This is a genomic window from Jatrophihabitans sp. GAS493 (genome assembly GCF_900230215.1).
Classification (GTDB): Bacteria; Actinomycetota; Actinomycetes; order Mycobacteriales; family Jatrophihabitantaceae; genus MT45.
Genome location: NZ_LT907982.1, coordinates 167,522 through 182,213, shown reverse-complemented (window position 1 = coordinate 182,213; position 14,692 = coordinate 167,522). Strand labels below are relative to the sequence as shown.

Here is a 14,692-nt window from a genome sequence, read left to right as displayed (position 1 = left end):
CTGATGTAGCTGCATGTGTCAGAATGGGTGCTGAACGAACCACAACTTAATACCGCTCATCCAGAGGGGCAGAGGGAAACGGCCCGATGAAGCCCCGGCAACCACTGTGATGGATACGTCTCGTCAGTTGAACCAAGGTGTGCAAGCGTGCACCGTCGAGCCCGCCATCGCAGAGAGGTGCCACTTCCGTCCTCGGCGCACAGTGACCGAGGGAAGATGAGGAGAAAGGGCTCCCAAGCAATGACCGCACTACTCTCGCGCGCAGCGTCGCCGGCCTCTGGCCTGGTCTGTCGCAACTGCGGCGCAACTTACCCACTCGGTGCTCAGCACGCTTGTTTTGAGTGCTTCGGACCGCTGGAGATCGGCTACGACGCCGAGGCGCTGGCCCGGGTCACCCGGGCCGAGATCGAGGCCGGACCGCAGTCGATCTGGCGCTACGCCGGACTGCTGCCGGTCGGCCAGAACGAGCAGACTCGCGTTGAGTCCAACACCGGAATGACCCCGCTGATCCGGGCCGATCGCCTCGGCGCGGCGCTCGGCTTCACCGCGCCGCTGTGGGTCAAGGACGACTCGGCCAACCCGACGCACTCCTTCAAGGACCGGGTCGTCTCGGTCGCCATGACCGCCGCCCGCGAACTCGGCTTCACCCGAATCGCCTGCGCCTCGACCGGCAACCTGGCCAACTCGGTCGCCGCGCACGCCGCGCGAATCGGTATGGACTCGATCGTCTTCATCCCCTCCGACCTGGAGCCGGCCAAGATCGTTCAGTCCTCCATCTACGGCACCACACTGGTCGGCATCCAGGGCTCCTACGACGATGTGAACCGGCTCTGCTCGGAGCTCTCGGAGACCGACGAGTTCGAGGCGACCGGCTTCGTGAACGTCAACGTCCGCCCGTACTACGCCGAGGGCTCCAAGACTCTGGGCTTTGAGGTCGCCGAGCAGCTCGGCTGGCGCATCCCGCCGCAGATCGTGGCCCCGATGGCCTCCGGGTCCCTCCTGACCAAGGTCAACAAGGCGTTCAAGGAACTGGTTGCGGCCGGGCTGGTCGACGCCAGCAGCTGGAAGGTCTTCGGTGCTCAGTCGGCCGGCTGCTCGCCGATCGCCACTGCGTTCGCCGAGGGCAAGGACGTCATCACCCCGGTGAAGCCGACCGGGATCGCGAAGTCGTTGAACATCGGCAACCCGGCCGATGGCCCGTACGCCCTGGATGTCGTGCGCACCACCGGCGGCGCCATGGCGTCTGTGGACGACGACGAGATTCGCGCCGGTATCCGCCTCCTCGCCTCGACCACCGGCGTCTTCGCCGAGACCGCCGGTGGAGTCACCGTCGCCGTCCTGAAGAAGCTGGTTGAGTCCGGGCAGCTGGATCCGTCGGTCGAGACGGTCATCTACAACACCGGAGACGGCCTGAAGACCATCGATGCAGTGGCCGACGGAGCCGGTCCGACCGCCGTCATCCCGGCCACCGTGAAGGGGATGCGCGAAGCCGGCCTCATGTAGTTCCGGTTCATCGGGTCCGACGTCGTAGCCGTCCTTGTGTTCGGAATGGTCGGTTTAGCACTCCTGAACCGACGATTCCGGGAGAAGAGCTATTCGGCGGCGAGCCATCCCGTGGGTGAAGGCGCGTCGTAGCCGCCGGTGCAGCGTCGCCGGACGCTCCGCCGCTTGCTCCCATCCCCACCGGACGACCACCAGGCCCAGCTCCTCCAGCCGCTCCTGACGCCGCTTCTCGCGCAGCAACACGCCGCCCCCACCGCCGTACTTCAGTTCGCCGTCGGCCTCGCCGACCACCCCGAACTCGTCCCAGTAGAAATCCACCCGGGCGACGAAGGTGCCGCGATCGGTGCGGATTCGCGGTTGCAGGATCGGAGCGGGAATCCCGAGATCGTGCATGGTCCAGCGGCTGATCGACTCCAGCGCCGACTCTGCCCGCCAATCGGCGAAGTGCAGCACGCGTCGGGCCGCCGCGCTGCCCGGCCAACCAGCGCAGCTGTTGAGCACGTCGTCGAGTTCGGCTTCGGTCGTCTTCGCCTGGTTGAGAGCGGCATCGGCACAGACGATGCCGTCGATCAGCGCCGACGTTCGGGCAACGTCGATCACAGTTCGGGCTACTGAGGTCAGCGAGGCCGCGCCGAGCCGGACGACGTCTTGCTCTCGCAGCGACGCCCGGTGCAGATGGACTCCCTGGAGGTGTCCAGTCATGCCGGGCCTCACCGTGAGGCGAGGAAGCGCGGCCGCGATCTGCCGGCTGCGCGTGTGGCGCAGGATAGGCAGCCCGTGCATTTCGGTGGCCGTGAAGTGGCTGAGCACAGCTCTTGGCCGGCCCGCCGACGCCCCCGACGCCCCCGGTGTCCCCGGTGTCCCCGATGTTCCCGATGCCGCGGATGCCGCCAGTGCGGCCAGAGTCGGCACGCTCTCCGGGGGGACGTCAGCGCGGGTGTAGTAGCCCTGTCGAAGCCGGCGCAGCTTTCCCGTCGCGACGGCTCGGGCGAGCGCCGAGTCGGTCCAGCCGATTTCCAGCGCTTCGCCCCGGCTGAACAGGTTGCCCGGCGGTGTTCTTCGCATGGCGACCAGCAGATCGCGCCGCCGACACCTTCGTGAGCCGCTGAATGAATCTGTGGAGAGCTGGCCGTCTGTGGATAACCCGCCTTTCACCCGGAATTGCCGGTTCTGGCCGGAAAACCGGCAATTCCGCGCGCAGAGCACGAGAAAGCGAGCCGCAGAACGGCGTACCCGCGGCCGCTTCGGAACGGCGAAACACGTGACGGGGATGATGGCCTAGTGCATATCGCTGTCGAGCTGGTCGCTCTTGTGGTCGTCGTCGCCAGTGTGGCCGGCCTGGCTGAGCGCTTCGGTGCCTCGCCGCCACTCGCCCTCGTGGTCGTCGGGGTCATCGGCTCATTCATCCCGGGCGTGCCGGAGCTGAAGATCAACCCCGAGGTGATCCTCACCGGCCTGCTGCCCCCACTGCTCTACGCGTCGGCGCTGCGGATGTCCTTCGTCGACATCAAACGCAACCGGCGCCCCATTATGCTGCTGTCGATCGGCCTCGTCGCCTTCAGTACGGCCGTCATCGGGGTCGTCACCTGGTGGCTAATCCCGGCGATCTCGGTCGCCGCGGCCTTCGCCCTGGGCGCGGTCGTCGCACCGCCGGACGCCGTCGCCGCCAGCGCGGTCGGGCGTCGCGTCGGGATGCCGCGGCGCACCATCTCCATCCTGGAGGGCGAGAGCCTCTTCAACGACGCCACCTCGCTGGTCGCCCTGAATACCGCCATCGCCGCGATCACCCGTGACATCACCGTCGGCGAGGTGGCGGCCCGTTTCCTGCTTGCGGCCGTCGGCGGAATCGTCATCGGCATCGCGGTCGCCACCGTCCTCGGCTACATCCGTAAGCACATCGACGAGCCGGTGCTCGACACCACGCTCTCCTTCGTCGCGCCGTATGTCGCCTTTGTGCCGGCTGAGGCGGTGCATTCATCCGGCGTGGTCGCGGTGGTGATCACCGGCCTGCTGCTCAGCCACACCGCCCCGCGCATCCAATCGGCGACCTCGCGAATCTCCGAGAGCCTGAATTGGAGCACCATTCAATTCATCCTGGAGAACCTCGTCTTCCTGCTCATCGGCCTGCAGTTGCGCGACATGCTGCGCGGGGTACGCGACAGCGGTGACTCCTTCGCGCTGGTGACGACGACCTGCGTCGCGGTGCTGCTGGCCTGCATGCTGGCCCGCGTCGTCTGGGTCTTCGCGGCGTGCGGGGCCTACAAGATCGGGCCGCCCAAGTTGCGGGAGCAGGCCTGGAGCTGGTCGACGGCGGCCGTCATCTCCTGGTGCGGAATGCGGGGGGTGGTGACCCTGGCCGCGGTCTTCCTGCTCCCCGACAGCATCCCGCAGCTGCCCCTGCTGAAACTCACCGCCTTCACCGTCGTCGCCGGGACGCTTCTGATCCAGGGGCTCACCCTGCCGATGCTGGTGAGGCGCCTCGGGCTGCAGGGGCCGGATGCCGCCGATGACGCGCTGCAGGCGGCCTCTCTCGTCTCCGAGGCGACCCGGGCCGGCCTCGATCGGCTGGAGGAGATCCGGCAGCCGAGTGACCCCGAGGAGGTCATCGAGCAGCTACGGGCGCGCGCGGCGAGCCGCAGCAATCAGGCCTGGGAGCGTCTTGGCCGCAGCGAGTCCGAGCTGGAGCCGCCCTCGGTCACCTACCGGCGACTGCGGGTGCAGATGCTGGCCGCGGAGCGTGACACGATTCTGGACGCCCGGGACTCGGGCACGGTCGACTATCCGGTGCTGCGGGCGGCGATGGCGGCCGTCGACGTCGAGGAGTCGCTGCTGGACCGGCTGGAGAGCGCGGACTCGCGATTGGGCGAGGACCTGGTGGCCCGACCCTCCGTCGCCGGAGAGTGCGGCCACCTGCGGGAGGCGCCGCGAGCCGCCGTGCAGCAGACCCCTGGGGCCTGCGCCGAATGTCTGGAGGAGGGGACGAATTGGGTTCATCTTCGGATGTGCCTCAGTTGTGGGCACGTCGGCTGCTGTGACTCCTCGGTCGGGTTGCACGCGGAGGCGCACTTCCGTCAGACCGGCCATCCGGTGATGCGCAGCGTCGAACCCGGCGAGGCCTGGCGCTGGTGCTACCTCGACGAACAGCTGGGGTGAGCAGTACCGACGCTCGCCCCGGACACGCCGACGACGGCTTGGTCAGGGGCGGGTCCCCTTCGATATCGTGGAGCCATGGAGCAACCGGCCGTCGATGACAAGGATTGGACCTGGATTCTCGACGAACCCTGTCCGGAGTGCGGCTTCGATGCTGCCCAGGTCAGCGGCTCCGACGTCGCTGGGATCGTCGACGACGCCCGTCACCGCTTCACCGTCGCGCTGACCCGCCCGGACGCCAAGCAGCGCCCCGAGCCGCGCACCTGGTCGACCCTTGAATACGCCTGCCACGTCCGTGACGTGAATCGGATCTTCACCGAACGGGTCGAGCTGATGCTCAACAATGACGACCCGCAGTTTCCTAACTGGGACCAGGACGAGACCGCGGTGACCGACCGCTACGCCGAGCAGATCCCATCCCAGGTGGCGGCAGAGCTGCAGGTGCAGTTCACTGACGCGGCCCGGATCTTCGGCTCGGTGCAGGACGAGCAGTGGGTGCGGCGCGGCCGGCGCTCGAATGGATCAGTCTTCACAGTAGATTCACTTGGTCGTTATTTTGCCCATGATCTGGTGCACCACCTGCACGACATCAGTGCCTGATTCTCCCGCTTTAGCAGCAAATACCTCACGCGGGTGCGCCTGCTGGTGACGAAACCGCTACCACTGGTGAAACAGGCTGATTGGGATCTTATTTAGACGAAATTCCCTTATGGCGTTTTCGCTACTCGCCAGTAGACTTCCCCGATACTCAGAAGATTTATGTCTCGGGAGCCATTGGGGGTGCGCACCGTTCGATGATCACCGCCCTGATTCGGCGAACGGTCTCCCACGGACGCGTGATCGTCTTCGGCGCGATCCTCTTCGGGCTGCTGGCGGCCGTCGTCGGCTCGACGACGCTGTCGAAGATGACCAACGACAGTGACTCGCCGACCGCCGAGAGCGTACTGACCGCGCAGCGGCTGACCAATGCCGCGGGAATGAGCGCCGACCTCGACATCGTCGCCATCGTCAGCCCCAAGGGCGGGATCGCGAGCACCGCCGGTCGCTATCGGGTCAGCCAGGTTGCCCTGAAGTTCTTCAACGACGAGGGCGTCGCCAACGTCCAGAGCTACCTCAACAGCAACAGCCCGGCGCTGGTCTCCAAGGACGGCAAGTCCGCGATCGTCAGCGTCCAATTCAAGAGCGGCGTCGACCGCAACGTCCTGGCCAAGAGCATCTCCGAACAGTTCAAGGGCGAGCCTGACGTCGCCCTCGGCGGCGTAAGCGTCACCGGCCTGGAGATCGGCGACCGGGTCGCCGGTGACCTCAGCAAGGCGGAGCTCTTCGCGCTGCCCCTGCTCTTCCTGCTCGCGCTCTGGATCTTCCGGGGCGTGGTCGCGGCGACGGTGACCATCGGAATCGGCGTGCTGGCGATCGTGACCACGCTGATGCTGCTGCGCGGCGTCGTTGAGATCACCAGCATCTCCAGCTACGTTCTGAACCTGGTCACCGGCCTCGGACTGGGGCTGGCGATCGACTACTGCCTCTTCATCATGTCCAGGTATCGGGAGGAGACTGTCCTCTACGGGTACACCCCGCGGGCGGCGCTGGCCGCCGGTATGGCCGCCGGGCGCACCGTCATCTTCAGCGCGCTCACCGTCGCCGCCTCCATGTCGGCGCTGATGCTCTTCCCGCAGAAGTTCCTCTTCTCGATGGGCGTCGGCGGAGCGCTGGTAACCCTGGTCTCGGCCACCGTGTCGATCATCGTGCTGCCGGCCGCGCTGGTCCTGCTGGGGCACCGGATCGATTCGCTCACGCTGCCGGGCTCGGCTCGGGCCCGGCGCAAGGACACCGGTCACGTCCACAAGATCGTCTGGTATCGCCTGGCCAAGTGGGTTATGCGGCACGCCAAGGTGGTGCTGGTGGCCAGCCTCATCCTGGTCGCGACGCTCGCCTGGCCGGCGTTGAGTACCCGGTTCAGCAACATCAACGTCAATTCGCTGCCGACGAATTCGGTCGTGCGCACCGTCAGTGAGCGAGTCGCCTCGGAGTTCCCGAACTCCGGGGGAACCACCATCAACGTCGCCGTCGAAGCCCCGAAGGAGGCCCAGGCTGAGGTCACCACGCTGGCCCAGCGGGTGGCGAAGGTGCCGCATGTGGTGGTGCCCGCCGCGCCGGTCTTCCTGGGCAGCGATACCTGGAGCCTGAGCGCGGTCGTCTTCGACGGCCCATTCAGTCAGGCCGCTGAGAACGCGCTGCATGACATCCGCGAGCTGCCGAGTCCCAATAAATTGCTGGTCGGCGGCGAGACGGCCGCCTTCGTCGACAACGAGCAGAGCATGCTGGCCCACCTGCCGATGGCGGCGTTGGTGGTGGCGATCGCCGTCATGCTGGTCATCTTCCTGCTCACCGGTTCAGTGGTTCTGCCGGTGAAGACGCTGCTGGTGAACATCCTGAACGTGAGCATGACGATCGGGGTGCTGGTCTGGATCTTCCAGTGGGGGCATCTGGAAGGGCCGTTGCATTTCCAGAGCACGGGAGCTATCGACCTTAGCCAACCGATTCTGGTGGCCGTGATCGGCTTCGGCCTCTCCACCGACTACGGCGTCTTCCTAATGGCCCGGATCAAGGAGTCCTACGACCACGACGGCGACAACGTCGAGGCGGTGGCGACCGGAGTCGGGCGTAGCGGGCGCATCATCTCCAGCGCCGCGCTGCTGCTCTGTGTCGCGGTCGGGGCCTTCTCGACCTCGTCGGTGCTCTTCATCAAGCAGCTCGGTGTCGGTACCGCGGTTGCCGTGCTGCTCGACGCGACGATCATCCGGGCGTTCCTGGTGCCGTCGGCGATGCGCCTGATGTCCACCGCCAACTGGTGGGCGCCGGCTCCGCTGCGGCGCTTCCACGACCGCTACGGCGTGACCGAGGGGGGACCGGTGGTGGTGCCGGACGGATCGGCGCCGAAGCTGGTGCTCATCCCGTCGCCCCCACCGGCTCCGGCCCCACAGCTCACGCTGGTGCGCTCTCCCGCCGAGCCGGCCCCGACGGCGGAGCGGACCGTGCTGCTGCCTCCGCCGATCGTGCGCCAGCCGGCGCCGCCGGAGATCACCGGCGAGCAGCCGGCGGTCACCGAGCCGCGTCGCCACCGTCGCATCGAGAGCGGCGGCAGCACCGGCAAGCACCGGCACCGTCCCTAACCGACCCCGGTCGTGTGAACGTCCTGCATTGTGTGCGCCCTGGTGCACCATCTGCAGGATCTTCGAGATCCAGCCCGTGCCAGACCCAGCCCGTGCCGGACCCGTGACCGAATAGAAGAAGGGGCGGACCCTTTCGGATCCGCCCCTTCTTCGAGGTTATTGCTGGGCGCCCTGATCAGCGGCGCCCGATGGAGTCAGGATTTAGAAATCCATGTCTCCGCCCGGCATGCCGCCGCCCGCGGGGGCACCGGCCTTCTCGGGCTTGTCGGCCACGACGGCCTCGGTGGTGAGGAAGAGCGCCGCGATGGAGGCTGCGTTCTGCAGCGCCGAGCGCGTCACCTTCGCCGGGTCGATGATGCCGGCGGCGATCAGGTCGACGTACTCGCCGGACGCGGCGTTGAGGCCCCATCCCGGCTGCAGTCCGCGAACCTTCTCGGCCACGACTCCGCCTTCGAGACCCGCGTTGATCGCGATCTGCTTGAGCGGGGCCTCGAGGGCAACCTTGACGATGTTGGCCCCAGTGGCCTCGTCGCCGGTCAGCTCGAGCTTGTCGAACGCGGTGACCGAAGCCTGCGCCAGGGCCACGCCGCCACCGGCGACGATGCCCTCTTCGACGGCCGCCTTCGCGTTGCGCACGGCGTCCTCGATGCGGTGCTTGCGCTCCTTCAGCTCGACCTCGGTGGCCGCGCCGACCTTGATGACCGCAACGCCGCCGGCCAGCTTGGCCAGGCGCTCCTGCAGCTTCTCGCGGTCGTAGTCGGAGTCGCTCTTCTCGATCTCGCCACGGATCTGGTTGACGCGACCCTGAATCTGGTCGGCGTCACCGGCACCTTCGACGATGGTCGTCTCGTCCTTGGTGACGACGACCTTGCGGGCCCGTCCGAGCAGCTCCAGACCGGCGTTCTCCAGCTTGAGACCGACGGTCTCGCTGATGACCTCTCCACCGGTGAGGATGGCGATGTCGGCCAGCATGGCCTTGCGACGGTCACCGAAGCCCGGAGCCTTGACGGCGACGGACTTGAAGGTGCCACGGATCTTGTTGACGACCAGGGTGGCCAGGGCCTCGCCCTCGACGTCCTCGGAGATGATGGCGAGCGACTTGCCGCTCTGCATAACCTTCTCCAGCAGCGGGAGCAGGTCCTTCACCGAGGAGATCTTCGACTCGACGATGAGGATGTACGGGTCGTCCAGGACGGCTTCCATACGGTCGGTGTCGGTGACGAAGTAAGGGCTGATGTGACCCTTGTCGAAGCGCATACCCTCGGTGAGCTCGAGCTCGAGACCGAACGTGTTGCTCTCCTCGACGGTGATGACGCCTTCCTTGCCGACCTTGTCCATCGCCTCGGCGATGAGCTCGCCGACGCTGGTGTCAGCGGCGGAGATCGAAGCGGTGGCCGCGATCTGCTCCTTGGTCTCGACGTCCTTGGCCTGGCGGCCGAGCTCCTCGGAGACGGCGATGACGGCCTGCTCGATGCCGCGCTTGAGCGCCATCGGGTTGGCTCCGGCCGCGACGTTGCGCAGGCCTTCCTTGACGAGCGCCTGAGCGAGAACGGTGGCGGTGGTGGTTCCGTCACCGGCAACGTCGTCGGTCTTCTTCGCTACCTCTTTGACGAGTTCCGCGCCGATCTTCTCGTACGGGTCCTCGAGCTCGATCTCCTTGGCGATGGAGACGCCGTCGTTGGTGATGGTGGGGGCGCCCCACTTCTTCTCCAGAACGACGTTGCGACCCTTCGGGCCCAGCGTCACCTTTACGGCATCGGCAAGAATATTCATGCCGCGCTCAAGGCCGCGACGGGCCTCCTCGTCGAACGCGATCAATTTAGCCATGCGGTGTTGTCCTCACGTGATAGGTGGACATGCTTAGTTGTCTTGGATCACCTCGGCCGTAGCCGCGGACAGCAGTAGCTGAACGACAGCGAGTCGAGGTGGTTATCGGCGGCTTGGGTGCCCGCGACGGACGGCTGAGCGAACAAGCGCCGGATGGCGCCAAGCCCGTGCAACCTCACCGTAGACGCCGGTGGTTAGCACTCGCCGATGGTGAGTGCTAGGTGCAATTCTGGCACTCGGGCATGGAGAGTGCAAGCTACCGCCCGGGGAGCTGTGGATCCTCCTCCTCCGTGCCCATCGGGCGCCCAGAAGAGTTGACTCCAGAATTTCTCGGTAAACACTTGATCGCGCCCCGTACTCGTGCGTACATTCGGCGTTAGGTCGGTGACAGGGGGTCGCCGCGCTTGGGGGGGAATTCAGATGCGTCGCCTTGCTCTGCTCGCTAGCACCGCCGCCACCGTCGCCATCGCCACGATTGCGCTGGCCCAGCCCGCCTCGGCCGACACCGGAGACGGCCGCAACCAGCCCTTCCTCGGCAACGTCACCGGCGGTGCTCGCCCCGACCGAATCACCCTCGGCTCTGATGCCAACGGCTGCACCGTCACCGTCGAGAAGGGGCGCGCTAACGGCACCTTCGCCCCGCCGGTAGTGCACGAGTACACCATCCCGGGACTCGCCGCCGGCGGTATCTGCCCCGACATGGGCGTCGCTGTTGCCCGCAAGCACAGTGCCACTGATGACATCGTGGTGACCTGGTTCGACGGGCCGTACCCGTCGACGCTCAACCACTCCTATGCCCTGGGCGGGTTCCACGTGCTGTCGGCCGCCGGACCAACCGAGTGGATGCCGAGCGTGATCGGCTCGCAGGACTTCAACGGTGACGGCCGCGGCGACCTGTGGGAGTCCACCGACCAGGGCGAGGGCTTCCAGACCTTCCTCCGCTCCGGCGCGACCTTCGTTGCCGGGCCCATCCACTTCGCCAATGATCACCCCGGAGTGCCCGTGAACTTCGGCAACCTGGACGGCAAGCGTGGCACCGACATCGCGACCAGCTACGCGTTCTCCCACGGGCCGCAGCCGGGCCAGAGCGGTTCCGGGGCCCTCGTCGCCTTCGGGTCCAGCGGCGCCATCGTCACCCTGGAGTCCGACCCGACCGGTGAAACCATGTACGCAACCGCGCTGTTGGACGCCAACCACGACCACAAGACGGACGTCCAGGTGAGCGGTGGCGACGCCCCGCCGCGCGTCTACCTCAACGACGGACACGGTCACTTCACCCTCGCCTTCGCCGCCGCGAACGGCGCGGCCCCCCGCTCGGTCCGCGGCGCCTGAATCGCGGCCGACCTTGATCGCCGCGCAGGCGTAGCGTCCGACGGGTCACCACCGAAGACGATCAAGGGGACCGGGATGAGCAGCGACGTCAGCACGTTGGGTGGGAGCTATATCGAGCCGGGTGCCGAATTCACCCGCGACACCAACTACATCCAGACCCGCATCACCGAGGACGGGCGGGATGGGTACCCGGTCGAGGCCGGCCGCTACCGCCTCATCGTCGCGCGGGCCTGCCCGTGGGCCAACCGCTCGATCATCGTGCGCCGGCTGCTCGGGCTGGAGGATGCCATCTCGATGGGGATCTGTGGACCGACCCACGACCAGCGCAGCTGGACCTTCGATCTGGACCCGGACGGCCTGGACCCGGTGCTGCGCATTCCGCGCATCGCCGACGCGTACTTCGCCCGTTTCCCCGACTACCCGCGGGGCATCACGGTGCCGGCGATCGTCGAGGTGAGCACCGGGCAGGTGGTGACGAACGACTACCCGCAGATCACCCTTGACTTCTCCACCGAATGGACGCGATTTCACCGAGACGGTGCGCCCGAGCTCTACCCGCCGCAGTTGCGGGACGAGATCGACGAGGTGGCGGCCCTGGTCTTCCGGGACGTCAACAACGGCGTCTACCGGGCCGGCTTCGCGGGTTCGCAGCGGGCCTACGAGCGGGCTTACGAACATCTCTTCGCCCGCCTCGACTGGCTCAGTGAGCGCCTGAGACGGCAGCGGTTCCTGGTCGGCGACACCATCACCGAAGCCGATGTCCGCCTCTTCACCACCCTCGCCCGCTTCGACGCCGTCTACCACGGTCACTTCAAGTGCAACCGCAGCAAGCTGTCGGAGATGCCGGTGCTCTGGGCCTACGCGCGGGACCTCTTCCAGACGCCCGGCTTCGGTGACACAACCGACTTCGTCCAGATAAAGCAGCACTATTACATCGTGCACAAGGACGTGAACCCGACGCAGATCGTGCCCAAGGGACCGGATCTCAACGGCTGGCTCACCCGGCACGGCCGGGAGGAGCTGGGTGGGCGGCCATTCGGTGACGGGACCCCGCCGCCGCCTCCGAAGCCGGCAGAGGTCGTCGATCCGTCGCACACGCCACCGGGCTATCAGGCCTAGCTGCCCGTGCCGACGGCGCCGATCGCTGGATCCTGTAGTTAGATTCAGTGCGGTACGCATGTACTGTCCAGCTATGGCTCGTGACGAGGCACTGCAGGGTCGGCGGGTTCTCATCACCGGAGCGGCGCGGGGCATCGGCGCCGCGCTGGCGCAGCGTCTGCACGCCCGTGGCGCGCAGGTTGCCTTGGTTGGTCTGGAGACCGAATGCCTCGACCGGGTGGCGAAGGCGTGCTCGGATGCGCCACACCGCGAGTGCGACGTCACCGACGCCGCTCAGCTGCGCACCGCCGTCTCCGCGATGGCCGCTGAGCTCGGTGGTCTGGACGTGGTGGTGGCCAACGCCGGCGTAGCCAGCGCGCTGCCCCTGATCGGCGGGGATCGGGAGACCTTCGAGCGCACCATCGCGGTGAACCTGCTGGGCACCTACTACACGATCGACGCCGCCGGTGAGTACATCGACCACACCGCCGGGTATGCGCTCCTGACGGCGTCGGTGGCGGCTGCGGTGCAGTTGCCGCTGATGGGCGCCTACAGTGCCTCCAAAGCGGCCGTCGAGGCGCTCGGAACCACGTTGCGGATGGAGCTGCGTCCCTCCGGTGCGCGGGTGGGGATCGCGTACTTCGGCGAACTGGACACCGAGATGACCAGCCGGGGTTTCGCGGCCGCCTCCGCCACCTCGTTGATGGCTGGGAATCCGTTCCATCACGTCACGCCACTCTCGGTGGCGATCGACGCGCTCGAGCGGGGCATTGCCCGCCGGTCGCGCTCGATCGTCGCCCCCCGGCGCTTCCGGGCGGTACTGCCGGCGCGGGCCGTCGCGCAGCGTGTGGTGGATCTGGGAATGCGCCGCGGGGTGCAGCGCGCGGTGGATATCGCTCGAGTCGAGCATGCTCCGCTGACCACCCTGCAGCCGGTGCCGAAGTCGCTGCCTCAGGCAGCGCCCAAACCGCCGACGGCTGTGGCCGCGGCAGAACGGGATGACCCATGACGATCGACGCGCCGCGTATTCGCCCGGGAGATCGACGGGAGCTCGGTCTGCTGAACTCGGTGATCACCAAAGTCGGCGCCCGCTATATGAAGGCCAGCTCGGCGAACCTATTCACGACAATGGGGCGCAATCGTAAACTCTTCCGGGCTTGGCTGCGCTTCGGATCGGCAATGATGCCCCGCGGGACACTTCCCCGTCGCGAGACCGAGTTGATGATTCTGCGCGTCGCCTATCTCCGCTCCTGCACCTACGAATTCACCCACCATGAACGAATTGGACGCTCGATCGGATTGACGGCCGATGAGATCGCCGATATCGCCCAGGGGTCGACCGCCGCCAGCTGGTCGGCGCGCGAGCAGAGCATTCTGCGCGCGGTTGACTCGATACATGAGACACGGGATATCGACCAAACACTCTGGTCGGAACTGAGCGGATTTCTCTCCGACTCGGAACTGATCGAGGTGTGCATGCTCATCACGCACTACGAGATGCTGGCAACGTTCATCGGGACGCTGCGCATTCAGGACGATACGTTCGTCCACCCAGGGCCGCGACCTGGCTCGGCCGGATAGCAGAACGGCCCGAACATCGGGCAGATGTCGGGCCGTTCTACATTTGGTGAGGATCAGACGACGCGGACCGATTCCGCCTGCGGGCCCTTCGGACCCTGCGCAACCTCGAACTCGACGCGCTGGTTCTCGTCGAGCGAACGGTAGCCGTCGGACTCAATTGCTGAGTAGTGGACGAATACGTCCTGTCCGTCGTCTACGGCGATGAAGCCGTATCCCTTTTCGTTGTTGAACCACTTAACGGTGCCCTGTGCCACGTGCACTCCTTGCTAGGGGCCAAACCGGAGCGCACACTTCGTGAGCCCCGGGGTCTTCGTTCTTCGGTCCCGCTTTCACTTCGTGCACGTCTTCACCGTCGGCGCGGTAAGCGCTTTCTCGATGCGTCCGTCGTACTTGGTTTCGCTGAAACTTTGTAACAATGACCGGCCCGGACGCTACACGGGCGTCGAGTAAAGGTCCAGACTTTCGCGGATCGACCGAATGGGGTATTAACACGCGCTCGGCTCAATCGGGCCGCCGATAGCTAGAGTGTCAGGCGGGTTGTCCATAGGGCGCGGCCGGCGCGGCATTACCGAGGTCCTTCGGCGACGGGCCGTACTGGTTCGGGCCGGGAGTGCTGTCCTGGCAGGTGAAGACCAGCAGCATGATCCCCCCGACGATCGGGACGAACGCGATGAAGTACCAGGCGCCGGAGCGGTTAGTGTCGTGCAGTCGGCGCACCGTGACGGCGATGCCCGGGATGACCACGGCGAGGATGAAGACGAACGCGAGGATCGCCGTCCCGATAACTGCGCTGACGATCACCACCACGATGTAGGCGAGGATGACGGCAAGGGTCCAGAACCAGTACTCCGATCGCCGCGCCCGTCCGCCGAAGGTTGCGTATTTGGTGAGGACCGAGCGGACCGCATCGGCGAACGTCATATTTTCTCTCCCTGTCGAAGGCGGGACCGTCTTCGACCCCGCAGCCGGGCGTCGCCGGCGGTTGATCTTCGCAGGAGGGATTCCCCTTTCGCAATAGGGAGATCCAT

The 14,692-nt window shown here is 66.6% G+C and carries 12 protein-coding genes and 1 riboswitch; of the genes, 8 read left to right on the top strand and 4 right to left on the bottom strand.

Annotation, left to right across the window (positions count from 1 at the left end; genetic code table 11):
* Positions 1-53 precede the first annotated feature (53 nt).
* A riboswitch (SAM riboswitch) is annotated at positions 54-223 on the top strand.
* Positions 224-240: 17 nt separating this feature from the next.
* Positions 241-1,503 carry a threonine synthase gene (thrC, locus tag CPH63_RS00785; RefSeq protein ID WP_096301138.1) on the top strand — a complete coding sequence of 421 codons (1,263 nt, stop codon included), beginning with the start codon at positions 241-243 and terminating at the stop codon, positions 1,501-1,503.
* Positions 1,504-1,557: 54 nt separating this feature from the next.
* Here the strand turns inward: thrC and CPH63_RS00780 are convergent, their stop codons facing one another.
* A complete protein-coding gene (locus CPH63_RS00780; protein WP_157749184.1) occupies positions 1,558-2,568 on the bottom strand; it encodes a type IV toxin-antitoxin system AbiEi family antitoxin domain-containing protein in 1,011 nt (336 codons plus the stop codon).
* A gap of 216 nt (positions 2,569-2,784) precedes the next feature.
* Here CPH63_RS00780 and CPH63_RS00775 point away from each other — a divergent pair, with 216 nt between their 5' ends.
* The 3 genes from CPH63_RS00775 to CPH63_RS00765 all read left to right on the top strand — a co-directional run bounded on the left by CPH63_RS00775 (position 2,785) and on the right by CPH63_RS00765 (position 7,826).
* Complete coding sequence (locus CPH63_RS00775; protein WP_096301136.1) at positions 2,785-4,656, top strand: Na+/H+ antiporter; 1,872 nt, start codon at positions 2,785-2,787, stop codon at positions 4,654-4,656.
* 75 nt (positions 4,657-4,731) lie between these two features.
* The gene (locus CPH63_RS00770) at positions 4,732-5,253 is read left to right on the top strand and encodes a DinB family protein (RefSeq protein ID WP_096301135.1); all 522 of its coding nucleotides are present in this window, start codon (positions 4,732-4,734) and stop codon (positions 5,251-5,253) included.
* A gap of 194 nt (positions 5,254-5,447) precedes the next feature.
* Positions 5,448-7,826: an MMPL family transporter gene (locus CPH63_RS00765; RefSeq protein ID WP_096301134.1), complete on the top strand. Its 2,379-nt coding sequence runs from the start codon at positions 5,448-5,450 to the stop codon at positions 7,824-7,826.
* A 201-nt stretch (positions 7,827-8,027) separates the two neighbouring features.
* Here CPH63_RS00765 and groL read toward each other — a convergent pair whose 3' ends face one another.
* The gene (gene groL / locus CPH63_RS00760; protein WP_096301133.1) at positions 8,028-9,653 is read right to left on the bottom strand and encodes a chaperonin GroEL; all 1,626 of its coding nucleotides are present in this window, start codon (positions 9,651-9,653) and stop codon (positions 8,028-8,030) included.
* Positions 9,654-10,073: 420 nt separating this feature from the next.
* On the opposite strand from groL, the gene CPH63_RS00755 reads away from it, so the two are divergent.
* The 4 genes from CPH63_RS00755 to CPH63_RS00740 all read left to right on the top strand — a co-directional run bounded on the left by CPH63_RS00755 (position 10,074) and on the right by CPH63_RS00740 (position 13,664).
* Positions 10,074-10,985 (top strand): hypothetical protein, encoded by a 912-nt coding sequence (locus tag CPH63_RS00755; protein ID WP_096301132.1) that lies wholly within the window; start codon positions 10,074-10,076, stop codon positions 10,983-10,985.
* Between the two features lie 75 nt (positions 10,986-11,060).
* Positions 11,061-12,104 (top strand): glutathione S-transferase family protein, encoded by a 1,044-nt coding sequence (locus CPH63_RS00750; protein WP_096301131.1) that lies wholly within the window; start codon positions 11,061-11,063, stop codon positions 12,102-12,104.
* A 73-nt stretch (positions 12,105-12,177) separates the two neighbouring features.
* A complete protein-coding gene (locus tag CPH63_RS00745; protein ID WP_096301130.1) occupies positions 12,178-13,092 on the top strand; it encodes an SDR family NAD(P)-dependent oxidoreductase in 915 nt (304 codons plus the stop codon).
* The gene (locus tag CPH63_RS00740) at positions 13,089-13,664 is read left to right on the top strand and encodes a carboxymuconolactone decarboxylase family protein (RefSeq protein WP_096301129.1); all 576 of its coding nucleotides are present in this window, start codon (positions 13,089-13,091) and stop codon (positions 13,662-13,664) included. Before CPH63_RS00745 ends, CPH63_RS00740 begins: the two co-directional genes overlap by 4 nt.
* A gap of 53 nt (positions 13,665-13,717) precedes the next feature.
* Here CPH63_RS00740 and CPH63_RS00735 read toward each other — a convergent pair whose 3' ends face one another.
* Positions 13,718-13,918, bottom strand: a complete 201-nt coding sequence (locus tag CPH63_RS00735; RefSeq protein WP_091361352.1) for a cold-shock protein — start codon at positions 13,916-13,918, stop codon at positions 13,718-13,720.
* A 274-nt stretch (positions 13,919-14,192) separates the two neighbouring features.
* The gene (locus CPH63_RS00730) at positions 14,193-14,585 is read right to left on the bottom strand and encodes a DUF805 domain-containing protein (RefSeq protein ID WP_096301128.1); all 393 of its coding nucleotides are present in this window, start codon (positions 14,583-14,585) and stop codon (positions 14,193-14,195) included.
* Between the last annotated feature and the right edge of the window lie 107 nt (positions 14,586-14,692).